A 23,875-nucleotide genomic window follows, 5' to 3' on the forward strand; every position below is an offset into this window, starting at 1 on the left:
ATGCGCCTGTTTCGCTCACTGACTTTGCTACTCACCTTCGTAGCACCGATGGCGTTTGCCGACGACACCTATCAGGTCGAAATGATTCTGGTCCGGCAGAACGCCGTGCCGGCGATTGTCAGCCGCGCCGCACCAGAAGACTGGGCCGCTGGCGCCCAGCGTTTGGGCGACGACAGCCAGCGCACGCCTGCGTTGAATGACGTTGTCACAAAACTCACCGCCAGCGGCGACTACAGCGTACTGATGCACAAGGCTTGGCAGCAAACCCTAGGCGAAGCACCGGCAAAAGTTGCGGTCAGCGATGGTCAGGAGCAGTTCGGCCAGTTCCCGATCGAAGGCACACTGGAAATGAAACTGGGGCGCTTCACCGATGTGAACGCCGACTTCTGGGTCAATCAGATCGACGCCAATGGCCTGGTCACCGCCAGCGAGCGCCTGAAACAGGACAGCCACACCAAGAACGGCCAACTCAACTATCTCGACAACGGCCACCTGGCGCTGCTGATCAAGATCACTTCCCTGACCGCGCCTGCGCCACGGGAAGCGCCTGAAGCGATTCCGGACTGATCGAAGTCCTTATGAACCCGCCGCTGAGTAAACCGTTGGCGCCCTCCTGGGTCAGCCGATTCAAGGAACAGAGCCTGGAACGTGGCCGACGCTACGCCGTGGAAAATCGAGTACGCATCGCCCAGGTCGGCGATGCAACGATCACTGCCAGTTGTGAAGGCTCTGGCGGTAACGTTTACCGTCAGACGATTCATCTGCGCGAGTCAGCCAAGGGCACCTTGCTGCTGGTGGATGCCGGCTGCACTTGTCCGGTTCGCACCAACTGCAAACACTGCGCAGCGGTGCTGCTGAAAGTGCAGGAAACCCTCGATTACCCCGCCGCTGCCAAAGACGCCGAACTCTTGGAAAAGCTGCAAGCCGTGCTGGAAAACCGCAGCCCGAAAGCGCCACCACAAGTGCTGGTCGATAACGTGCAGCCGTTGCCACGTCTGTGGCTGGCCAGCGTCGAGTTCAGCGCCTTCGAACCGCGCAACGGCAAGATGCAGCGCTACATTCAGCATCGCGCGGCGCTGTCGTTCAGTTATCTGGACGAGTACGTCAGCGGGCAGAAGAACAGCGACATCCTGATCCGCCAGGAAACCCAGACCCTGCGGATAAAACGTCACCCGGAAGTCGAACAGTCCTACCGTGAACAGTTAAGAATCCTCGGCTTTCGCATCGCCACCCGCCAGAGCAAAGCCCTGCCGGAAAGCGCCGGCGAGCTGTACGAGATGGTCAATGACAGCGCCTGGCTGACCTTCACCCTTAACGATCTGCCAAAACTGCGCAGCCAAGGTTGGGAGCTGCAGATCGATGAGGAATTCGGCTTCGATCTGACCGCCGTGGATGACTGGTACGCCACCGTCGAGCAGGTGCCGGATCGCGACTGGTTTGATTTGGAACTGGGGATCATCGTCAACGGTGAGCGCCTGAGCCTGCTGCCGATTCTGCTCAACCTGATGCGCTCGCACGCGGAAATCCTCAATCCGGAACGTCTAGCGCGCCGTCGCGATGACGAACTGATTCTGGTCAATGTTCCGCAACGCAACATTGAGCACGGGCCACTGCAGGTGGCTTTGCCGCTGGGCCGGTTGAAACCAGTGCTGATGACGCTCGGCGAGTTTTATTTGCAGGAGCCGGGCGAAACCACTCTGCGCCTGAGCAAGGCGGATGCCACACGGCTCAATTCGCTGGAAGGCCTGCCGCTGCTGTGGGAGGGCGGCGAGCAGATCCGCACGTTCGCTCAACGCCTGCGCGACATTCGTGATTTCAGCGTTGAAGCGCCGGAAGGACTGAACGCGACGCTGCGCCCGTATCAGCTCGAAGGTTTGAGCTGGATGCAGTCACTGCGGCAACTGGAAGTCGGCGGGATTCTCGCGGATGACATGGGGCTGGGTAAAACCCTACAGACCCTGGCGCATATTCTCAGTGAGAAAAACGCCGGGCGTCTGGATCGGCCGTGCATGGTGGTGATGCCGACCAGTCTGATTCCGAACTGGCTCGATGAGGCGGCGCACTTCACCCCGCAACTGAAAGTGGTTGCGCTGTACGGCGCGACTCGTAAGAAGCATTTCGACAATCTGGCCGACTTCGACCTGATCCTCACCACCTACGCGCTGCTGCCCAAAGACGTCGAACGTCTCGCCAAGCAGCCACTGCATGTGTTGGTGCTGGATGAAGCGCAGTACATCAAGAATCCGAACAGCAAAGCCGCTCAAGCCGCGCGCGAGCTTAATGCACGCCAGCGCCTGTGCCTGAGCGGTACGCCGCTGGAAAACCATCTGGGCGAGCTGTGGTCGCTGTTTCACTTCCTGCTGCCGGGCTGGCTCGGCGACGTGAAAAGCTTCAACGCCGATTACCGTGTACCGATTGAAAAGCGCGGCAGTGAGGTCAGACTTCAGCACCTTAACGGTAGGATAAAACCGTTCTTGCTGCGCCGGACCAAAGAGCAGGTTGCCACTGAGCTGCCGCCGAAGACCGAGATCATCCACTGGGTCGATCTCAATGAAGCGCAGCGCGATGTGTACGAAACCATGCGCCTGGCGATGGACAAGAAAGTCCGCGACGAGATTACCCGTAAAGGCGTGGCGCGCAGTCAGATCATCATTCTTGAGGCGCTTTTGAAGCTGCGTCAGGTCTGCTGCGATCTACGCCTGGTCAACGACGCCACCCTGCCCGCTCGCGGCAGCACCTCGGGCAAGCTCGACAGCCTGATGGAAATGCTTGAGGAATTGTTCGAAGAAGGACGGCGGATTCTACTGTTCTCGCAATTCACCTCGATGCTGTCGTTGATCGAGGAAGAGCTGAAAAAACGCAACGTGTCCTACGCGCTACTGACCGGCCAGACCCGTGATCGGCGCACGCCGGTGAAGGAATTCCAGAGCGGTAAGCGTCAGATCTTTCTGATCAGTCTGAAGGCTGGTGGCGTCGGTTTGAACCTGACCGAGGCGGACACGGTGATTCACTACGACCCCTGGTGGAACCCCGCGACCGAGAATCAGGCGACTGACCGAGCGTATCGAATCGGCCAGGAGAAACCGGTGTTCGTCTACAAGATGATTGCCCGGGGCACGGTGGAAGAGAAGATTCAGCACCTGCAAAAGGAAAAATCCGATTTGGCGGCAGGCGTGCTGGATGGGCGCAAGGCCGGGGACTGGAAGTTGCAGAGTGATGACATTGAAGCGTTGTTTGCGCCTTTGCCGGACAAGCTCGACAAGCGTTGAGACCTGCGTCGCCTGTTAGATAGCTATCGCTGGCAAGCCAGCTCCCACAGGACTGTGAGTTGTACACAAAACTGTGTTTCAACTCGATACCTGTGGGAGCTGGCTTGCCAGCGATGGGGCCATCAGATATTGCTCTATTACTTAGGGCTCAGTCTTTGGAAACAGGCAACGGCGCAAACAGCGCCTCAATGTCACCCTGCTCCAGCTTCCAGCCACCCGTCGTGCCGCCCTCAAGCACCGCCCCGGCCAACGCAGCTTTTTCCTGCTGCAACGCCTGTATTTTTTCCTCCACCGTGCCGCGAGCGATCAGCTTGTAAACGAACACCGGGTTGTTTTGCCCGATTCGATACGCGCGATCGGTGGCCTGATTTTCCACCGCCGGGTTCCACCAAGGGTCGAAGTGGATCACCGTGTCCGCAGCAGTCAGGTTCAAACCGGTGCCACCCGCCTTGAGACTGATCAGAAACAGCGGCACCTTGCCGCCCTGAAAGTCCTTCACCGGCGTGCGTCGATCCGTGGTGTCACCGGTCAGCAGCGAATAGGCAATGTCACGTTGCTGCAATTCTTCCTCGATCAAAGCGAGCATCGAGGTGAACTGCGAGAACAGCAGGATCCTGCGACCTTCGCCGAGCAGCTCTTCGAGCATCTCCATCAAGCTGACCAACTTGCCACTGCCGGAGCGCAGTGCCTTTGCTGTCATCGGCATCTTGATCAGGCGCAAGTCGCAACAGACCTGCCGCAGTTTGAGCAAGGCATCCAGAATAATGATCTGACTGCGCGCCACGCCACTGCGGGCAATTTCGTCGCGCACTTTTTTGTCCATCGCCACGCGAACGGTTTCATAGACATCGCGCTGGCCGTCACTGAGATCCACCCAATGGATGATTTCGGTTTTCGGCGGCAGTTCGGTGGCCACCTGATCCTTTTTGCGGCGCAGTAAAAACGGCTTGATGCGCGCTGTCAGGTGCTGCATACGCTGAACATTGCCGTGCTTTTCGATTGGCGTGCGGTAATCGCGATTGAAGGACTTGCTATCGCCAAGCCAACCGGGCATGAGGAAATGAAACTGCGACCAAAGCTCGCCCAAGTGGTTTTCCAATGGCGTGCCGCTCAGGCACAAGCGCTGGCGGGCCTGCAGGTCACGGGCCGCTTGCGCCGCTTTGCTGATCGGGTTTTTGATGTTCTGCGCTTCGTCGAGAATTAGTACGCTCCACAGCTGCGGCTGCAAGGTCTCCACATCCCTTGGCAATAACGCGTAAGTGGTCAGTACCAGATCGTACTCAGCCAGATTAGCGAAATCCTTTTGCCGCCCCGTGCCGTGCAGCGCCAATACTTTCAACTGGGGGGTGAAACGCTCGGCCTCGTCGAGCCAGTTGGGAATCAGGCTGGTCGGCATCACCGCCAGAGCCGGACAATCAAGACGACCGGCGTGTTTTTCCGTGAGCAGATGTGCCAAGGTTTGCAGCGTTTTGCCCAGCCCCATGTCATCGCCCAGAATGCCGCCGACCTCAAGCTCGCGCAGGGTCTGCATCCAGTTCAGCCCTTCGAGCTGATACGGGCGCAGTTGCGCGTTAAGGCCGGCCGGCGCAGCGACCTGGGTGTGACTGGAATTCTGCAAGCGCTTGGCGAAGGTGCGCAGCCGCTCGCCACCCTGCCAATCCAGCGGCACGCCATCGAGCATACTCAAGCGCGCGGCATCCGGGACACTCAAGCGCAGTGCATCGCCCTGATGACCGCCCAGGTACAACTCGCCCAGCGTGGCCATCAGCGGTTTGACCCGACTCAGCGGCAGCGCGACCTTGGCGCCTGAAGGGTCGCCAAAACCGCTGGGTTTCAGTTCGATCAGGAGTTTTTCGTCATCGCTGCGTTGTGCCAGATTGACCGGGTCAAGCAAGCGCGGCTGGGTGCGCAACAAGTGCAGAAGGATCGGCAGCAAACTGTAGCGCTGGCCATTGACGACGATACCCAACTGCAAATCAAACCACTGATGCCCAGCCTCTTCTTCGACCTCGGCGTACCAATGCTCAACCGGTTGCACATTGAAATGAAAGCCGGGACTCATCTCAACTTCCCAGTTCGAGGCGCGCAACGTGGCAAGCCCTTCGTGCATAAACCCGAGCCAGGCGGAATCATCCGCCAACGTGAACATCTCGCCGGGACGATCCAGCGAGCTCTTGCGCGTGGCTTTCTTGAAACCGAGCTTTTGCAGGATCTGGCGCAGTTTCTTTTCCACCGCAGGCTGGCGTTGAATGCGCTGGGTTTCGGTACCGTTGAGGATCATTACTTCCGGGTTTCGATCCACCGTCGGCTGGCCGTTGTAGGTAAACACCAGAGCGGCGCGATGCTCAAGAATGTATTCCCAGCGCGAGCGCTCCCGACCGCTGACGAGGGTGAGTTGCGGCTGCGGAAGTACGTCGTCGATGACTCGTTCGGTCAGTTGGTGGGGCGGCGGGATTCTCGTCGCGGCGCTCATGCGATGGCTGAACTGCATGGCCTGACGCGCCGGAATGTCCGGCGCCAGAGTCAAATGACTGGCCAGCTTTTCTTCCAGTTCATTGAACAGAGCGCCAATCTGCCGCTGTTCACGATCCAGGTAATAAAGCGGCTCCAGCGCCAGCACGGTTTCCTGCGCAGCCTCGGCACTGCTCCACTGCGCACGGAAACCGCCGTCGGTCTGCTCGGCCCAGGCGAAATGGCCGATGCGCTTCGCGCCCGGCACCAACGGTCGCAGATCCTCGAAATCGAGGAACAGCCGCGAGGTGCGCAGGAGCATTTCCAGCAGTTCGGCGCCGCTGCTGCCTTCCAGCGGATAGCCGCTGTAATAGGCGTGGTGGGAGTGCATGGCAACCAGCAGCCTGGCGACGCGCAGATCCAGCTCGGACAGGTAGCCGGGCTGACGCATGAGCATTTCCGCCAGCGAATACAGCGGTTTGACTTCGCGTAACTCGCCGCTCTTGAGCTGGGAAACCTTGAAAATATCGAGCAGCCACTTGCCGCTCACTGACGTTGGCTTGAGCTTGTAAAACAGGCGCGTGCCTGCGGTTTGCGCGCCTTCTTCAGCGGGTTTGGCCGGCACGGGAATGGACGAAAGCCAATGCTCCAGCGCCCGCCCCAACTGGGTCTGTGCGTCACTTTCGGACGCTTCATGATCACTGCCCTGCAGGTGATAGAGCACCGCAGCGCAGTGTTTGCAGTCGATTGAGACAGGACAGGTACACAGGCAACGCAAGTTGACGGAACCCAGGCGATCTTCGGACAGGTAAATGGTCTGTTCATACGCCTGATCTTCCGAACCGACGCAGAACGCCTCGATCTTCCTGTCATCGATCTCGATGATCTCTACCCGATCATCGGCGGCATAAGCCCGGGCCTTGGCCAGCGCGTTGCTAGTGAATACCCGGGTCCAGGCCAACGACTTGAGCCGTTCGATGAGAATGCTCATGGGCAGTCCTTAGCCGGCCAACACCCGCGCCAACGCCGACTTCACCTTGCCCATGCCATCGTGCAATGCCTGCTCGATCTCGGCCATGGTGATCACTTCGGTGGTCTTGCCCGCCGCCGGGTTCACCACCAGCGCCAGACAGGCGTAATCCAGATCCAGCTCGCGCGCCAGTGCCGCTTCCGGCATGCCGGTCATGCCGACGATGTCGCAGCCATCCCGTTCCAGGCGCACGATCTCGGCGACCGTTTCCAGACGCGGGCCCTGGGTGCAGGCATACACGCCCTGATCGCTGTACTCGCAACCTTCGGCGGCCACAGCGGCGATCAATTGCTGACGCAACGGCTCGCTGTAGGGAAAGCTGAAGTCGATATGGGTGACGTGCTCCAGATCATCGGCGAAAAAGGTGTGCTCGCGACCACTGGTGTAGTCGACGATCTGGTGCGGCACGCAGAAGTGCCCGGTGCCCATGGCCGAATGAATCCCGCCCACGGCGTTCACCGCGATGATTGCCTCGGCACCAGCCTGCTTCAACGCCCACAGGTTGGCGCGGTAGTTGACCTTGTGCGGCGGGAAGCGATGCGGGTGGCCGTGACGGGCGAGGAACAGCACTTCCTTGCCGGCGTATTCGCCAATTTGCACGTCGGCCGATGGCGCGCCGTAGGGCGTGTCCACCGCCAGCGATTGGCGAATGGTCAGGCCTTCGAGCTGGGTCAGGCCGGTGCCACCGATGATTGCGTAAACCGTCATAGCGAAAAATCCTTAATCGATCAGTTGAGCGTCTTTGAGCGCGCCGATGGCGGTGAGCCAGCGCGGATCCTGGCGATATTCGGTGCTGGCAATGGCCTGACCGCGCATGCGGGCGATTCGGGCCGATGGCTTGACCCTCATGCGTTGTGCGGCGCTCAGGGCCAGTTCGGCAGCGGCGCGGTCGTTGCATATCAGGCCCATGTCGCAGCCAGCGGTCAGCGCAGCTTCGATGCGACTGGCAGCGTCGCCGACCACGTGCGCGCCGGCCATCGACAGGTCGTCGCTGAAGATCACACCGTCGAACTGCAATTCGCCGCGCAGAATGTCCTGCAACCAGCGACGGGAGAAACCGGCGGGCTGCGAATCGACCTGCGGATAGATGACGTGCGCCGGCATGATCGCGGCCAATTGCTTGCTGAGTTTGGCGAAGGGTACGAGATCGTTGGCGCGGATCTCGTCGAGGCTGCGCTCGTCGTTCGGGATCGCGACGTGGGAATCCGCTTCCGCCCAGCCGTGGCCGGGGAAGTGCTTGCCGGTCGCAGCCATGCCAGCACTGTTCATGCCGCGAATGAATGCACCGGCGAGCAGTGCCGCGCGCTCGGGATCGCCCTCGAATGAACGGGTGCCGACCACGGCGCTGCGCTGGTAATCGAGATCAAGCACCGGGGCGAAGCTCAGGTCGAGGCCGACCGCGAGTACTTCGGTGGCCATGATCCAGCCACACTGCTCGGCCAGGTATTCGGCATTCGGGTTGTCGGCGATGGCGCGCATGGCCGGCAGACGCACGAAGCCCTGCCGCAGGCGCTGCACGCGGCCGCCCTCTTGATCCACCGCCAGCAGCAGATCCGGGCGAATCGCGCGAATCGACGCGCTGAGTTCACGCACCTGGCGTGGATGCTCGATGTTACGCGCGAAAATGATCAGGCCGCCCACTTCGGGCTGACGCAACAATTGGCGATCTTCGGCCGTCAGCCAGGTACCGGCGACGTCCACCATCAACGAGCCTTGCAGGCCAGCAGTCATAGAGATTCCTTGAAAACGAAAAACCCGATTTGCAGGAAATCGCTACCGTGAACAATGCTCGGCAGGTTGGCAATTTCTATGGAGATCGGGTTCAGAACGAGAGTCGGCATGGGCGGCTAGCTTAGCGGATACAAGCTGCCGCGCCCACCCGTGTGCGGTTAAACCTTGGCGGCGACCGGCGTTGACTTGCTGCGCGGACGCAGTTGCGCGGTGGCCATGGCTGCATCGGTGACGCCGGTTTCGGCGCGCATGCCCGCAGCGAGGAAGGGCACCATCAGACGCATCACTTGTTCGATGGAGGTGTTGACGCCGAAATCGGTCTCGGCGATCGCGCGCAAAGCCTTGATGCCAGACATGCTGAACGCGGCGGCGCCGAGCATGAAGTGCACACGCCAGAACAGTTCGATCGGCGGAATGCGTGGTGCGGCTTCGTTGACCAGCAACATGTAGCGACGGAAAACCTTGCCGTACATGTCTTCCAGATAACGACGCAAGTGGCCTTGGCTTTGGCTGAATGCCAGGCCGAGCAGGCGCATGAAGATCGACAGATCGTTGCCGCTGCGTGGCTGCACCACGAGGGCTTGCTCGACGAGAATTTCCAGCAGCTCTTCGAGAGTCGGCTTGTTTTCAGGCTTGGCCTGACGGCGCTCCAGCTCTTTATCGAGGCTGATGCAGAACGGCCCGAGGAAGCGCGAAAAAACCGCCTGAATCAGCGCCTTTTTCGAGCCGAAGTGATAGTTCACCGCTGCCAGGTTGACGCCAGCCTTGCTGGTGATCAAACGCAATGAGGTTTCAGCGAAACCTTTCTCCGCGAACAACTGCTCGGCAGCATCAAGAATGCGTTCAACGGTTTCCGACTGGGCCATGGCTACTCCGCCTGACAAACACTTGTTTGAAACATACGTTTCAGCCTGTGCCTTGTCAAGCCTGCCGGTTCGTTTTGGGAATGGTCGGTCAGCTATTTAACCACACAAGCCCGCCACATTAATAAGCACACCCGCCGACCGTCTGGCGGCCTGCGAAAAAACGGCCATTGCCAAGACCGCTTCACTGTATATAATCCCAGTCACTGTATAAAAAGACAGAGCGATCAATATGCTAAAGCTGACGCCACGCCAAGCCGAGATTCTGGCCTTTATCAAACGCTGCCTCGAAGACAACGGCTACCCGCCAACCCGCGCGGAAATCGCTCAGGAACTGGGCTTCAAGTCGCCGAACGCGGCTGAAGAGCATCTCAAGGCACTGGCCCGAAAAGGCGCCATCGAGATGACACCTGGCGCTTCGCGCGGTATTCGCATCCCTGGCTTCGAAGCCAAGGCAGATAACTCTACCCTGCCGATCATTGGCCGGGTCGCTGCCGGCGCGCCAATCCTCGCCCAGCAGCACATCGAAGAATCCTGCAACATCAATCCGACTTTCTTTCATCCGCGCGCTGACTATCTGTTGCGCGTACACGGCATGAGCATGAAGGACATCGGCATCTTCGACGGTGACCTGCTGGCGGTCCACACCACACGTGAAGCGCGCAATGGCCAGGTCGTCGTTGCCCGCATCGGCGACGAAGTGACGGTCAAACGCTTCAAGCGTGAAGGCAGCAAGGTCTGGCTGATTGCCGAAAACCCTGAGTTCGCCCCTATCGAAGTCGACCTGAAAGATCAGGAACTGGTGATCGAAGGCTTGAGTGTCGGCGTTATTCGCCGCTAAAGGAGGCTCTATGCAGTTCCCACACACACCTCAGCAAACACAACTGCCTTTATTCGAAGCGTTTCTGGCACAACCGATGGCGCCGACCCTCAAAGAGGTCGTCGAGCGCCCGTGGATTGCCGAACCTGAAGTATTCAGTGAGCTGTCCCTGCGTGGTGCTGCCGGGAACTGCCTGAACCTGCTCGCTCCGATTCTTCGCGAACTCAGTGAAGATCAGGACGCGCGCTGGCTGACGCTGATAGCGCCTCCTGCGAGCCTGACTCAGGCATGGCTGCGGGATGCCGGCTTGAATCGCGAGCGTATTCTGCTGCTGCAACCAAGAGGCGCTCAAAGCGCCCAGCAACTGGCGTGCGAAGCCCTGAAGCTGGGCCGCAGTCACACCGTAGTCACCTGGCTTAACCCGCTAAACACCCATTCACGGCAACAACTGATCAGCGCCGCACGCACGGGCGATGCTCAGAGCCTGAATATTCGTTTGGGTTGATAATGGGTATACGCGCTGTGTGAAGCGCAGGGCTTCTCCAAGGACAGAGAAGCCGATCTGAAGCGGTAACGTCAGAAAGAAAAAGACGGGGATCAATGAAGAACCCGCGGCCCCTCCTCCTTATCAAACTCGCCTTCGACCATACGACCGGCCATCTGCACGCCGACGCTCAACATCGCCTTGGCGATTTCCACATGCTGACCTTGCAGGAACGCCTTGGCATCCTCGGAGAAATCCAGCGTCACCAGAGAACCTTCGTCCTCGGCCCTGCGCAGTTCGATTCGGCCGTCTGGTAACTCGACAATTTCTAGAAAGGACGTTGGCATAAAGGTCTGTTCTCCACGAAAGGCAGGGATTATATAGACATCATTCAGGCTTCGCTCGGGATCTTGACCAGCAGCATGTTTCAGATTGCCACCGTGTCAATCGCCCTCAGCACTCGTTCAAGCCTTCGCGAAAGCGAATCGCCAAGCCTTTCAGATTCTGCCGCCAGCCCTCCAGCTCCTCTCGACTCAACTCTTCTGGCGCTTCTTCTTCATCCAGATTAATCGCCTGAATCAACGGTTGCGTCACATCACCCTTCGGCTTGTGTGGTACCCGTGGTGGCTGAAATAGCGCCGAATGCGCTGCCAGCAGTTTTGCCAGCCAGGTCTCGGAGTTACCTGCCAGCTCGACCATCTCTGCCAACTCGGGAATCGCAATTGACTCCAGCACTTCACGCGTCAGCAGCATCTCGGCCCTTGGCGCATTGGCTTGCGGCAAACGATAGAAACCCGCGATCTCATGACAAAGCCCCAACAAGGCGCCGTACAGGTGAAACAACGCTGATTCACGTCCAGCCTGAATCAATGCCAGAGAATTCATCGCCCGCCCCTCTTCAGCACGAGCGAGGGCTTCCAGCGACAGACCGGCGAAATAGATTTTCTGGTTGGTACGGGTATAGAGCTCGTGGGCCATGACGGCAGTCTCCACTACGAAATAATTGCTTCACACAGGCCGGACAGTGTCGTGGATCAGCCGATCCCACCGCAAGCACAAAACAAAAAGGCCGCCTGAAAACCCGAGGGGTCTCATGCGGCCTTTCAGTATCAGGCTAACGCTTATTCAGCTTTGGCCTTCGTACGCTTGTCTTCAACCGTCCACTTGCCGCCGTCGAAGTACGCCTTCCAACCGGTAGGCTTGCCATCGACTTCGGTCTGCACGTATTGCTCCTTGGTCTTGCGGCTGTAGCGGATCACCGCTGGCAAACCATCAGGATCCTTCTTCGGCGCGTCGCAGAGGAAGTGATACTTCGGATCGATTTCGTCCTTGTGCGGCACAATCTCGATCACCAGCGGAGCACGGGTCTCACGGTTTTTCGGGAACTGGCTGGCGGCCAGGAACAGACCTGAGGCACCATCACGGAGGATGTAGGTGTCGTTGACCTTTTCGCATTTCAGCTCAGGCATCTTCACCGGATCCATCTTCGGCGGCGCTGCATCACCGCTTTTCAGCAGTTTGCGGGTGTTCTTGCACTCAGGGTTGGTGCAACCGAAGAACTTGCCGAAACGGCCAGTCTTGAGCTGCATCTCGCTGCCGCACTTGTCGCATTCCAGGCTCGGACCTTCGTAGCCCTTGATGCGATAGCTGCCCTCTTCGATTTCGTAGCCGGCGCAATCCGGGTTGTTACCGCAGATGTGCAGCTTGCGCTTCTCGTCGAGCAGATAAGCGTCCATCGCCGTGCTGCAAATCGGGCAGCGATGCTTGCCGCGCAGAACCAGCGATTCCGACTCACCTTCGTCGTCCGCAGCAATCTCGTCGCCCGGCACCAGGTTGACGGTGGCCTTGCAGCGTTCTTTCGGCGGCAGGCTGTAGCCCGAGCAACCGAGGAACACGCCGGTCGACGCAGTACGAATCTGCATCGGACGACCACAGGTCGTGCACGGAATGTCGGTCATGACCGGCTGGTTGGCGCGCATGCCGCTTTCAGGGTTTTCGGCTACTTCGAGTTTCTTTTTGAAATCGCCGTAAAACTCGTCCAGCACGCTTTTCCAGTCGCGCTCGCCCTGTGCAACGTCATCGAGGTTCTCTTCCATGCCGGCAGTGAAGCCGTAGTCCATGAGGTTGGAGAAGCTTTCCGACAGGCGCTCGGTAACGATGTCGCCCATCTTTTCCGAGTAGAAACGACGGTTGTGCAAAGTCACATAGCCGCGATCCTGAATGGTCGAAATGATCGCGGCGTACGTCGAAGGACGACCGATACCGCGTTTCTCCATTTCTTTTACCAGACTGGCTTCCGAGTAACGCGCCGGCGGCTTGGTAAAGTGCTGGGACGGATCGAGCTTGATCAGCTTCATCACGTCGCCCTGCGCCATATCAGGCAGAACATCGTCGTCGCCTGGCTTGGCAATCTGCGGCATGACGCGGGTGTAACCGTCGAACTTGAGGATACGGCCCTTGGCACGCAGCTCGAAGTCACCAGCGCCTACGCTGACTGTGGTCGACAAGTATTGCGCCGGCAGCATCTGGCAAGCGAGGAACTGGCGCCAGATCAGCTCGTAGAGGCGCTCAGCGTCACGCTCCATGCCTGCGAGCTTGCTCGGCGTGGTGTTGGCGTCGGAAGGACGGATCGCTTCGTGAGCCTCTTGCGCGCCTTCTTTGCTGCTGTAGACGTTTGGCGTTTCCGGCAGGTACTTCTTGCCGAACTCGTCTTCAATGTAAGTGCGCGCCATCGCCACGGCATCGGCCGAGAGGTTGGTCGAGTCGGTACGCATATAAGTGATGTAGCCGGCTTCGTACAGACGCTGGGCCATCATCATGGTTTTCTTCACGCCAAAGCCCAGGCGGTTACTCGCAGCCTGTTGCAGGGTCGACGTGATGAATGGCGCCGAAGGCTTGCTGCTGGTCGGCTTGTCTTCGCGCTTGACGATGCTGTAGCTGGAAGACTTGAGCTTCTCCAGCGCGGCCATGGCCTGGGCTTCGTTGAGCGGCTTGAAGGCTTCGCCTTTCTCGCGAGCCACTTCGAAACGCACGGTCGAGCCTTTGGTGGTGCCGAGATCGGCATGCACTTCCCAGTACTCTTCCGGGTTGAATGCACGGATTTCACGCTCACGCTCGACCACCAGCTTCACGGCAACCGATTGCACGCGACCGGCAGACAGGCCACGGGCGATCTTCGCCCACAGCAGCGGCGAGACCATGTAACCCACAACGCGGTCGAGGAAACGACGCGCCTGTTGCGCATTGACGCGATCGATGTCCAGCTCACCCGGCTCCGAGAAGGCTTCCTGAATCGCCTTCTTGGTGATTTCGTTGAACACCACACGCTTGTAGCGGCTGTCGTCACCACCGATGGCTTCGCGCAGGTGCCAGGCAATGGCTTCCCCCTCGCGATCCAAGTCGGTTGCGAGATAGATGGTGTCAGCATCTTTGGCGAGCCGGCGCAGCTCTTCGATGACCTTCTCTTTACCCGGGAGGATCTCGTACTTGGCTTTCCAGCCATGATCGGGATCGACACCCATACGCGAGACCAGCTGCTTGCGCGCTTTCTCTTTCGGCGAGAGCACCGGACCTTCGCCCGCAGCAGCCTTGCCGCGCTTGGCGGCTGGCTCTTTGCTGGCGCTAGCCGAACCGCTGGTGGGCAGGTCTCGGATATGGCCGATACTCGACTTCACCACGTATTGGTTACCCAGATACTTGTTGATGGTCTTGGCCTTAGCCGGGGATTCCACAATGACCAGCGATTTGCCCATGGATCAGAAAATTCCTGAATTCTAGAAGTGAAAGGCGGTTGGCGCCTGACGCGGCACCGCTATATATAGTTGATACAAGGTGAGGTCAAGCACAGGGTTCTGTGCGCACTCGCCTTATGCCTTGGAAAAAAGGCTCGGTTCGGCTTGCACCAAAGCAAAGCGTGGCACCTGCTCGCCGTCAACCTCGACTGACTCGAGAAACATGCTCAGAGGGCGTACCCAAAAGCCGTAATCGCCATACAGGGCTTGGTAAAAGACCACTTCTTCTTCGGTCTCGGAATGCCGCGCAACACTGAATACGCGGTACTGCGGACCTTTGTAATGTTGGTAGAGCCCAGGTTGTATCGGCATGTGTTGGCCCTCACTCAAATTTTTTCAAAATAAAAACAAAATAAATCCACAAAAACAAAAACCGGGGCACTTGGCCCCGGCTTCCATCAACGAGACGCTTAGACGCGTTCGAAGACGGTGGAGATGCCTTGGCCGAGACCAATGCACATAGTGGCCACCCCGAAGGTGCCGCTATTCTGCTTCATCACGTTCAGCAAGGTGCCGGAAATACGGGCACCGGAGCAACCGAACGGGTGACCCAGGGCGATCGCGCCGCCGTGCAGGTTAACCTTCTCGTTTATCTTGTCGAGCACTTTCAGATCTTTCAGCACTGGCAGGGCCTGTGCGGCGAAAGCTTCGTTGAGCTCGAAGAAGTCGATATCGTTGATGCCAAGGCCCGCACGTTTCAGGGCTTTTTGTGTCGCCGGAACTGGACCATAGCCCATGATTGCCGGATCCACACCTGCCACTGCCATCGAACGGATAACCGCCATTGGCTGGATACCCAGGTCTTGAGCGCGCTGCGCCGACATCACGATCATGCACGAAGCACCATCGGTGATCTGCGACGAAGTACCGGCAGTCACGGTGCCGCCCTTTGGATTGAAGGCAGGCTTGAGGGCCGCCAGACTTTCCAGGGTGGTTTCCGGACGAATGGTTTCGTCGTAGTCGAACAGTTTCAGGAAACCGTTCTCGTCGTAGCCCTGCATCGGGATGATTTCGTCTTTGAACTTGCCTTCCACGGTTGCCTTGTGGGCCAACTGGTGGGAACGCACGCCGAAGGCGTCTTGCTGCTCGCGAGTGATGCCGTGCATTTTGCCGAGCATTTCCGCGGTCAGGCCCATCATGCCCGAGGCTTTCGCTGCGTACAGCGACATGTGCGGGTTCGGATCGACACCGTGCATCATGCTCACGTGGCCCATATGCTCGACGCCGCCAACCACGAACACGTCACCGTTGCCGGTCATGATCGCTTGCGCAGCAGTGTGCAATGCGCTCATCGACGAACCACACAGACGGCTGACGGTCTGGCCGGCCGAAGTGTGCGGGATCTGGGTCATCAACGACGCCATGCGCGCGATGTTCCAGCCCTGCTCCAGGGTCTGGTTGACGCAGCCCCAAATCACGTCCTCGACTTCAGCAGGATCGACCTTGGCGTTGCGTTCCAGCAATTTGCTGATCAGGTGCGCCGACATGTCTTCGGCGCGGGTGTTGCGGTGCATGCCGCCCTTGGAGCGGCCCATCGGAGTACGACCGAAGTCGACAATCACGACGTCTCTTGGATTCAAGCTCATAAAATTTCACTCTCGCTCAAAAGTTGGGACGCTTAACCGAAGAACCGTTGGCCGGTTTTGGCCATTTCACGCAGCTTCGCGGTCGGGTGGTACAGCGCGCCCAAATCAGCGTACTGGTCAGCCAGGGCAACGAACTCGGCAACACCGATCGAATCGATGTAGCGCAGCGCACCGCCACGGAATGGAGGGAAACCGATACCGTAGACCAGACCCATGTCGGCTTCGGCGGCGGTTTCAACGATGCCGTCTTCCAGGCAGCGCACGGTTTCCAGGCACAGTGGGATCATCATCCAGTTGATGATGTCTTCGTCAGTGACTTCACGCTGCTCGTAGACGATCGGCTTGAGCACTTCGAGTACCGAAGGATCGGCAACTTTCTTCTGCTTGCCTTTCTTGTCGGCCTCGTAGGCGTAGAAGCCCTTACCGTTTTTCTGACCCAGGCGCTTGGCTTCGTACAACACGTCGATGGCCGAACGACGGTCATCCTTCATGCGATCCGGGAAACCTTCAGCCATTACGTCACGACCGTGGTGACCGGTGTCGATACCGACCACGTCCATCAGGTACGCCGGGCCCATCGGCCAGCCGAATTTTTCCATGACCTTGTCGATACGGACGAAGTCCACACCGGCGCTGACCAGTTTGGCGAAACCGCCGAAGTACGGGAACAGTACGCGGTTGACCAGGAAGCCCGGGCAGTCGTTGACGACGATCGGGTTCTTGCCCATTTTCTTGGCGTAGGCAACGGTGGTGGCAACAGCCAGCTCACTCGACTTCTCGCCGCGGATCACTTCCACCAGCGGCATCATGTGCACCGGGTTGAAGAAGTGCATGCCGACGAAGTTTTCCGGACGCTTGAGGGCCTTGGCCAGCAGGCTGATGGAAATGGTCGAAGTGTTGGACGCGAGGATGGTGTCCTCTTTGACCTGACCTTCCACTTCAGCCAGTACGGCTTGCTTGACCTTCGGGTTCTCGACCACAGCTTCGACGACCAGATCGACGTGACCGAAGTCGCCGTAGGACAGGGTCGGACGAATGGCGTTGAGTACTTCAGCCATTTTCGCAGCGGTCATGCGGCCTTTATCAACGCGGCCAACCAGCAACTTGGCGGCTTCGGCCAGACCTTGCTCGATACCGTGCTCGTTGATGTCCTTCATCAGGATCGGCGTACCCTTGGAGGCCGACTGATAAGCGATACCGCCACCCATGATGCCGGCGCCGAGTACAGCGGCCTGCTTCACGTCTTTGGCGATTTCGTCGTAGGCCTTGGCCTTTTTCTTCAGTTCCTGATCGTTCAGGAACAGACCGATCAAGCTCTGCGCGGCAGAGGTCTTGGCCAGTTTGACGAAACCGGCGGCTTCGACTTCCAGCGCCTTGTCACGACCGAAGTTCGCGGCTTTCTGGATGGTCTTGATCGCTTCAACCGGCGCCGGGTAGTTCGGGCCAGCTTGACCGGCGACAAAACCTTTGGCGGTTTCGAAAGCCATCATCTGTTCAATGGCGTTCAGCTTGAGTTTTTCAAGTTTCGGCTGACGCTTGGCCTTGAAGTCGAACTCGCCGGAGATGGCGCGTTTGATCAGTTCAAGTGCAGCTTCCTGCAGCTTTTCAGGAGCAACCACGGCGTCGACGGCACTGACTTTCAGGGCGTCTTCCGGGCGGTTTTCCTTGCCGGAGGCAATCCACTCGATTGCGTTGTCGACACCGATCAGGCGCGGCAGACGCACGGTGCCGCCGAAGCCTGGGTAGATGCCCAGTTTGACTTCCGGCAGACCGATCTTGGCCTTGGTCGACATGACGCGATAGTCAGCCGCCAGGCACATTTCCAGACCGCCGCCCAGTGCGATGCCATTAATGGCCACTACGGTTGGGACGTTGAGGTCTTCGAAATCGCTGAAGATCTTGTTGGCTTCGAGATTGCCAGCAACCAGCTCGGCATCCGGCAGCTTGAAGTTGTCGACAAATTCGGTGATGTCGGCGCCGACGATGAACACGTCCTTGCCACTGCTGACGATCACGCCCTTGATCGAAGCATCTGCCTTGATGGTGTCTACGGCCTGACGCAGTTCGTTCAGGGTTAGACGGTTGAACTTGTTGACGGACTCACCCTTGAGGTCGAATTTCAATTCGACGATGCCACTTTCAAGAGCTTTAACCGTGATGGCTTTACCTTCGTAAATCATCAACTGATCTCCACGATATGGAAGCTGAACAGTACACGTCGGACGCAGGCGAATGGCTCGGCAGGACGCTTTTTCGTCGATGCTAACGCCAATCCACCCGGCACACCCGCCAACGCGATAGTCGGGATTCTGTAGGAGCAGTCTGTAAGACAAACGCTCAATTCATACGCCCGTTTGATTTGGGTACGTCACCTTCACGGAATTTCCGACAATTGTCAATCGCCCAAAATACGGGTTGAAATGCGACTTTGCGGTCATTTCTGTAAGACGAAGACCCGCAACACGCGTCTGCATGTAAAGCCATTCATAGAATCAATAGTTAGAAAAGTCGCCCTAATTAGCCGCAGCCCTCGTTTAAAGGGCTACGCTGGGTGGACGACAGGGAAATGCGCTGACTGAACCTGCATCAAAAAAGATTTCCGGCCTGCCTGGCCAACCCCGCCCGATGAATCATGTCGGGCTTTTTATTGCGCGTCTGCCGGACCTTCCCCACCGTTGCAGTGGGAAAAGTCCGCGCGTCAGGCCAGCGCTTTCAGGGTGGCATCGATATCAAGCAAAACCGAGGCTTCGCCCTTCTCGCCCCAATACAAGGCGATCATCTGCTTGTCTGCCTCGACTTTGAAAACGTTGCCCGGCAACTTTTCGAAATGATTGAGCAGCGCCCGATCTTCGCAGACTTCCTGCCATTGATTGACCCATACACCCGGCGATTTCTGCCAGTAAGTCCAACAGACAGGCTGCTTGCTGCGACGTGGGCGATGATACTGCGCACACGGATTCGGCGGCTCTTGCGCCAGCCAGTGCGGCCATTCCTGGGGCGCCAGCTGCATGGCCAAACCGATGCGTCGCGCCTCCATGCGCAGGGCGATACGACCGCTTTGCGCGCGCGATGGGCGCAACCACGCCAGAGGACTTAAAACCACCAGCAGGATTGACACCACCAACCAGACCGTCATATCTCTATTCCCAATTCTTGGTGAGCGCATTGTGTCACTTTGGAACCAATGCGCTTGAAACCAGCCATACTTAACAATATTGAAACCTCACGAGGAGCGCCTCATGCCCTACCACCACATCCTGGTCGCCGTAGATCTGACTGAAGAGTGCGACCCTGTGATTCACCGCGCCCGAGAGCTGTCGGTGAGCAATGGCGCCAAGCTGTCGCTGGTGCATATCGTCGAGCCGATGGCCATGGCGTTCGGCGGCGACGTGCCGATGGATCTGTCACAACTGCAACAGCAGCAGTTCGATCAGGCCAAGGAACGACTTGAGCGTTTGAAAGCCAAATACTCAGAGCTTGAAGGCGCCAACTGCCACCTGACCTATGGCCAGCCTCGCCAGGAAATCCATCATTTCGCCAAGGAAAACACGTGCGATCTGATTGTGGTCGGCAGCCATGGTCGTCATGGTCTGGCATTGTTGCTCGGCTCGACCGCCAACGACGTATTGCACGGCGCACCTTGCGATGTATTGGCAGTACACCTGATCAAACGCTAACCCTTCGGCAACTCCTACAAAAAGCCCGGCCTCACGCAAATGAGGCCGGGCTTTTTTGTTACCGGATCAATCAGGCATCCAGCTCGGCCCAACGCTCCAGCAACGCATCCAGCTCAGCCTGCAACTGCTCCAGCGAAGCAATCACCTTGGCCGTTTCAGCCGCAGGACGCTGATAGAAACCGGCTTCAGCCATTTCAGCTTCCACCGCAGCGATCTGCTGCTCCTTGGCATCGATGTCACTTGGCAGCGCTTCCAGCTCGCGTTGCAGCTTGTAGCTCAACTTCTTCTTGGCAGCCGGAGCAGCAGCGGCTGGCGCTGCGACCACAGCAGGCTCAGCGGTCACTACAGCGGAGTTCAGGTCAGCCTTGCCCGACTTGCTTTCAGTCACGCCCAACAGACGCGGCGAGCCGCCCTGACGGATCCAGTCCTGATAGCCGCCGACGTATTCACGCACCTTGCCTTCGCCTTCGAAGACCAGGGTGCTGGTGACCACGTTGTCGAGAAATGCCCGGTCGTGGCTGACCATCAGCACGGTGCCATTGAAAGTCAGCAGTACTTCTTCGAGCAGCTCGAGGGTTTCCACGTCGAGGTCGTTGGTCGGTTCGTCGAGGACCAGCAGGTTCGCCGGTTTGCTGAACAGCTTGGCCAGCAACAGACGCGCACGCTCACCACCCGACAGCGCCTTGACCGGCGTGCGGGCACGCTGCGGGCTGAACAGGAAGTCGCCGAGGTAGCTCAGCACATGACGGCTCTGGCCGTCGATATCGATGAAGTCGCGACCTTCGGCGACGTTATCGATCACGGTTTTTTCCAGATCAAGTTGATGACGCAACTGGTCGAAGTAAGCCACGTCGATGCGCGTGCCCTCTTCCACTTTGCCGCTGGTCGGTTGCAGACCGCTGAGCATCAGTTTCAGCAGGGTGGTCTTGCCGGTACCGTTGGCGCCGAGCAGACCAATACGGTCGCCGCGTGTCAGCACCATCGAGAAGTCCTTGATCAGGAACGGGCCACCCGGGTGAGCGAAACTCACGTTCTCGAGGACCATCACCTGCTTGCCGGACTTGTCGGCAGTGTCCAACTGAATGTTGGCCTTGCCGGTGCGCTCACGACGCTCGCTGCGCTCAACGCGCAGGGCTTTCAGGGCGCGGACGCGGCCTTCGTTACGGGTGCGGCGCGCCTTGATGCCCTGGCGGATCCAGACTTCTTCCTGGGCCAGTTTCTTGTCGAACAGCGCGTTGGCGGTTTCTTCAGCGGCCAGCGCGGCTTCTTTGTGCACGAGGAAGCTGGCGTAGTCGCCGTTCCAGTCGATCAGGCCACCGCGATCCAGTTCGAGGATGCGCGTGGCGAGGTTTTGCAGGAAGGAACGGTCGTGCGTGATGAACAGCACGGCGCCCTGGAAATCTTTCAGCGCTTCTTCGAGCCAGGCAATCGCACCGATGTCCAGGTGGTTGGTCGGTTCGTCGAGCAGCAGCAGATCCGGCTCGGACACCAGCGCCTGCGCCAGCAGCACGCGACGACGCCAGCCGCCGGACAACTGGGCGAGGGTCTTGTCGGCCGGCAATTGCAGGCGACTCAAAGTGCTCTCGACCAGAGTCTGCAAACGCCAGCCATCACGGGCTTCGAGGTCTTGCTGAACGTGCATCAGCTTGTTCAGGTCTTCTTCAGTAACGCAGTTCTGCGCAAGGTGATGGTATTCGGCGAGCAAAGCGCCCACGCCATCAAGGCCTTCAGCGACCACGTCGAACACTGTCCGATCGTCGGCCACTGGCAATTCTTGCGGCAATTCGCCGATTTTCAGACCGGGGGCACGCCACACCGAGCCTTCATCGGGCTTCTGGTCGCCCTTGACCAGTTTCATCATGCTGGACTTGCCAGTGCCGTTGCGGCCGATGATGCACACCCGCTCACCACGGGCGATCTGCCAGGACACCTTGTCCAACAACGGCATAGCGCCGAACGCAAGGGACACATCGCTGAATTTGAGCAGGGTCATGAGCTTCTCCAAAAACCGGGCGCGCATTCTACCTGAGTTAGGGCTTCAGCAGGCCGGCAATTTGTCTGTCGAAGCACTCTGCACAACATTTGTTGCGAACTTGTGCTGCGAGGCCCGCAAAGCTTTCGCCGCTTGCTGGCAAAAGGCTAAGCTACAGACAATTCAGTGCTGACCGAGGTCGGCACTTGTCATGATTTCTCTGCCCGGATGTCTCATGCGCAGTCGCCTTTTCAGTGTTTTGTCCTGTTTGCTACTTACCGCCGCTGTCGCTCAATCCGCCCAGGCGGTGGACCTGTCCACCCAACGCCAGTATTACGATGAAGCCAAGCGTGCGCTGGCCAAGGGTGATACCGGCCCGTATTTCCGTTACAGCCAGGCGCTGGCCGATTACCCGCTGGAACCGTATCTGGCCTACGACGAACTGACCGCGCGCCTGAAAACCGCGAGCAATGCAGAAATCGAGAAATTTCTCGCCGAACACGGTGACCTGCCCCAGGCCAACTGGATGAAACTGCGCTGGTTGCGCTGGCTCGCCGACCGTGGCGACTGGGCGACCTTCGTCAAATATTACGACCCGAAGCTCAATTTCACTGAACTGGATTGCCTCAACGCGCAGTACCAGATCAGCAGCGGTCACAAGGCCGAGGGTTACGCCAACGCCGACAAATTGTGGCTGACCGGCAAATCGCAGCCTGCTGCCTGTGACGGACTGTTCGGCCTCTGGGCCGCCGACGGTCAGCTCACCGAACAGAAACGCTGGGAGCGCACCAAACTCGCCGCTCAGGCGCGCAACTATCCACTGGCCAACAGCCTGGTCAACGGCCTGACCACCCTCGCCCCACGCGGTCGTTTGCTGGTGGATGTGGCGCAGAAACCGGAGTTGCTGAATCAACCTTCGCGCTTCACCCCGGCCGATGAGCCGATGTCCGACGTGGTCAGCCTCGGCCTGCGTCGCCTCGCGCGCCAGGATCCGGACAAGGCCATGGCGCTGCTCGACGGTTACGCCAGCAGCATGCATTTCTCCCGCGATGAAAAAGTCGCGATCGCTCGGGAAATCGGTCTGACCCTCGCCCGGCGCTTCGACAGCCGCGCGCTGGACGTGATGACCAAATACGACCCGGAGTTGCGCGACAACACCGTCTCGGAATGGCGTTTGCGCCTGCTGCTGCGTCTGGCCCGTTGGGACGATGCGTATCAGTTGACCCGCCGTCTGCCACAGGATCTGGCCACCACCAACCGCTGGCGCTACTGGCAGGCGCGCAGTCTGGAACTGGCCCAGCCGCAAAACCCGGAAGCACAGACCCTGTACAAAGGCCTCGCCCGGGAACGTGACTTCTACGGTTTCCTTGCCGCCGACCGCTCGCAATCGCCGTACTCGCTGAACAACAAGCCGTTGGTCCTCAGCCAGGCACTGATCAACAAGGTGCGCAACACCCCGGGCGTGCGCCGCGCGCTGGAATTCCACGCCCGCGGGCAGATCGTCGACGGTCGCCGCGAGTGGTATCACGTCAGCCGCCATTTCAATCGCGATGAAATGGTTGCCCAGGCCAAACTCGCTTACGACCTGAAATGGTACTTCCCGGCCATCCGCACCATCAGTCAGGCGCAGTACTGGGACGATCTGGATATCCGCTTCCCGATGGCCCACCGCGAAACGCTCGTGCGTGAAGCCAAGGTACGTGGCCTGCATTCCAGTTGGGTGTTTGCCATCACCCGTCAGGAAAGCGCTTTCATGGACGACGCCCGCTCCGGCGTTGGCGCCAGTGGCCTGATGCAGTTGATGCCCGGCACCGCCAAGGAAACCGCGCGCAAGTTCAGCATCCCGCTGGCCTCGCCGCAGCAGGTACTCGATCCGGACAAGAACATCCAGCTCGGCGCCGCTTACCTGAGCCAGGTGCACAGCCAGTTCAACGGCAACCGCGTCCTCGCCTCCGCCGCCTACAACGCCGGCCCGGGTCGTGTGCGCCAATGGCTGCGCGGTGCCGATCATCTGAGCTTCGACGTCTGGGTGGAAAGTATCCCGTTCGATGAAACCCGTCAGTACGTGCAGAACGTGTTGTCTTATTCGGTGATCTACGGCCAGAAGCTCAACTCGCCGCAGCCGCTGGTGGATTGGCATGAGCGGTACTTTGACGATCAGTGATCACGCGGCTGACGCCGAGTAACAAAAAATGCCCGTA

General features: G+C 59.0%; 18 protein-coding genes. 6 read left to right on the top strand and 12 right to left on the bottom strand.

All coding sequences use genetic code 11. The features are described from left to right. Positions 1-567 (top strand): CsiV family protein, encoded by a 567-nt coding sequence (locus RMV17_RS20155; RefSeq protein ID WP_034156432.1) that lies wholly within the window; start codon positions 1-3, stop codon positions 565-567. An 11-nt stretch (positions 568-578) separates the two neighbouring features. Next, positions 579-3,269, top strand: a complete 2,691-nt coding sequence (locus RMV17_RS20160) for a DEAD/DEAH box helicase (RefSeq protein WP_311882032.1) — start codon at positions 579-581, stop codon at positions 3,267-3,269. Between the two features lie 148 nt (positions 3,270-3,417). On the opposite strand, the gene RMV17_RS20165 is transcribed toward RMV17_RS20160, so the two are convergent. From RMV17_RS20165 to RMV17_RS20180, 4 genes are all read right to left on the bottom strand, one after another. After that, complete coding sequence (locus tag RMV17_RS20165) at positions 3,418-6,711, bottom strand: DEAD/DEAH box helicase (RefSeq protein WP_311882034.1); 3,294 nt, start codon at positions 6,709-6,711, stop codon at positions 3,418-3,420. Positions 6,712-6,720: 9 nt separating this feature from the next. After that, the gene (locus tag RMV17_RS20170) at positions 6,721-7,458 is read right to left on the bottom strand and encodes an S-methyl-5'-thioinosine phosphorylase (RefSeq protein WP_007910483.1); all 738 of its coding nucleotides are present in this window, start codon (positions 7,456-7,458) and stop codon (positions 6,721-6,723) included. 12 nt (positions 7,459-7,470) lie between these two features. After that, positions 7,471-8,481 carry a beta-N-acetylhexosaminidase gene (nagZ, locus tag RMV17_RS20175; RefSeq protein WP_311882037.1) on the bottom strand — a complete coding sequence of 337 codons (1,011 nt, stop codon included), beginning with the start codon at positions 8,479-8,481 and terminating at the stop codon, positions 7,471-7,473. Between the two features lie 158 nt (positions 8,482-8,639). Continuing rightward, positions 8,640-9,347, bottom strand: a complete 708-nt coding sequence (locus tag RMV17_RS20180) for a TetR/AcrR family transcriptional regulator (RefSeq protein ID WP_007910473.1) — start codon at positions 9,345-9,347, stop codon at positions 8,640-8,642. A 229-nt stretch (positions 9,348-9,576) separates the two neighbouring features. On the opposite strand from RMV17_RS20180, the gene lexA reads away from it, so the two are divergent. Next, a complete protein-coding gene (gene lexA, locus RMV17_RS20185; RefSeq protein ID WP_311882039.1) occupies positions 9,577-10,185 on the top strand; it encodes a transcriptional repressor LexA in 609 nt (202 codons plus the stop codon). Between the two features lie 10 nt (positions 10,186-10,195). After that, positions 10,196-10,669 carry an SOS-induced cell division inhibitor SulA gene (gene sulA / locus RMV17_RS20190; protein ID WP_034156436.1) on the top strand — a complete coding sequence of 158 codons (474 nt, stop codon included), beginning with the start codon at positions 10,196-10,198 and terminating at the stop codon, positions 10,667-10,669. Between the two features lie 92 nt (positions 10,670-10,761). On the opposite strand, the gene RMV17_RS20195 is transcribed toward sulA, so the two are convergent. From RMV17_RS20195 to RMV17_RS20225, 7 genes are all read right to left on the bottom strand, one after another. After that, complete coding sequence (locus tag RMV17_RS20195; protein ID WP_003226592.1) at positions 10,762-10,995, bottom strand: hypothetical protein; 234 nt, start codon at positions 10,993-10,995, stop codon at positions 10,762-10,764. A 106-nt stretch (positions 10,996-11,101) separates the two neighbouring features. Beyond that, the gene (locus RMV17_RS20200) at positions 11,102-11,626 is read right to left on the bottom strand and encodes a DUF6586 family protein (RefSeq protein WP_034156437.1); all 525 of its coding nucleotides are present in this window, start codon (positions 11,624-11,626) and stop codon (positions 11,102-11,104) included. Positions 11,627-11,769: 143 nt separating this feature from the next. Beyond that, positions 11,770-14,400, bottom strand: coding sequence for a type I DNA topoisomerase (gene topA, locus RMV17_RS20205; protein ID WP_034156438.1), 2,631 nt, complete (start codon positions 14,398-14,400; stop codon positions 11,770-11,772). Between the two features lie 114 nt (positions 14,401-14,514). Beyond that, a complete protein-coding gene (locus RMV17_RS20210; RefSeq protein ID WP_007910467.1) occupies positions 14,515-14,751 on the bottom strand; it encodes a DUF1653 domain-containing protein in 237 nt (78 codons plus the stop codon). A 98-nt stretch (positions 14,752-14,849) separates the two neighbouring features. Continuing rightward, complete coding sequence (fadA, locus tag RMV17_RS20215; RefSeq protein WP_100847813.1) at positions 14,850-16,025, bottom strand: acetyl-CoA C-acyltransferase FadA; 1,176 nt, start codon at positions 16,023-16,025, stop codon at positions 14,850-14,852. A gap of 32 nt (positions 16,026-16,057) precedes the next feature. After that, positions 16,058-18,205, bottom strand: a complete 2,148-nt coding sequence (gene fadB, locus RMV17_RS20220; RefSeq protein ID WP_034156439.1) for a fatty acid oxidation complex subunit alpha FadB — start codon at positions 18,203-18,205, stop codon at positions 16,058-16,060. Positions 18,206-18,723: 518 nt separating this feature from the next. Then, on the bottom strand, positions 18,724-19,161 hold the full coding sequence (locus RMV17_RS20225) for a hypothetical protein (RefSeq protein ID WP_034156440.1): 438 nt from the start codon (positions 19,159-19,161) through the stop codon (positions 18,724-18,726). Positions 19,162-19,264: 103 nt separating this feature from the next. On the opposite strand from RMV17_RS20225, the gene RMV17_RS20230 reads away from it, so the two are divergent. After that, complete coding sequence (locus RMV17_RS20230; RefSeq protein WP_034156441.1) at positions 19,265-19,702, top strand: universal stress protein; 438 nt, start codon at positions 19,265-19,267, stop codon at positions 19,700-19,702. A 70-nt stretch (positions 19,703-19,772) separates the two neighbouring features. Here the strand turns inward: RMV17_RS20230 and RMV17_RS20235 are convergent, their stop codons facing one another. Further along, positions 19,773-21,695, bottom strand: a complete 1,923-nt coding sequence (locus tag RMV17_RS20235; protein ID WP_311882050.1) for an ATP-binding cassette domain-containing protein — start codon at positions 21,693-21,695, stop codon at positions 19,773-19,775. A gap of 214 nt (positions 21,696-21,909) precedes the next feature. On the opposite strand from RMV17_RS20235, the gene RMV17_RS20240 reads away from it, so the two are divergent. After that, complete coding sequence (locus tag RMV17_RS20240; protein WP_311882051.1) at positions 21,910-23,838, top strand: transglycosylase SLT domain-containing protein; 1,929 nt, start codon at positions 21,910-21,912, stop codon at positions 23,836-23,838. Positions 23,839-23,875: the final 37 nt, after the last annotated feature.

The organism is Pseudomonas sp. VD-NE ins (assembly GCF_031882575.1).
Taxonomy (GTDB): Bacteria; Pseudomonadota; Gammaproteobacteria; order Pseudomonadales; family Pseudomonadaceae; genus Aquipseudomonas; species Aquipseudomonas fluorescens_BZ.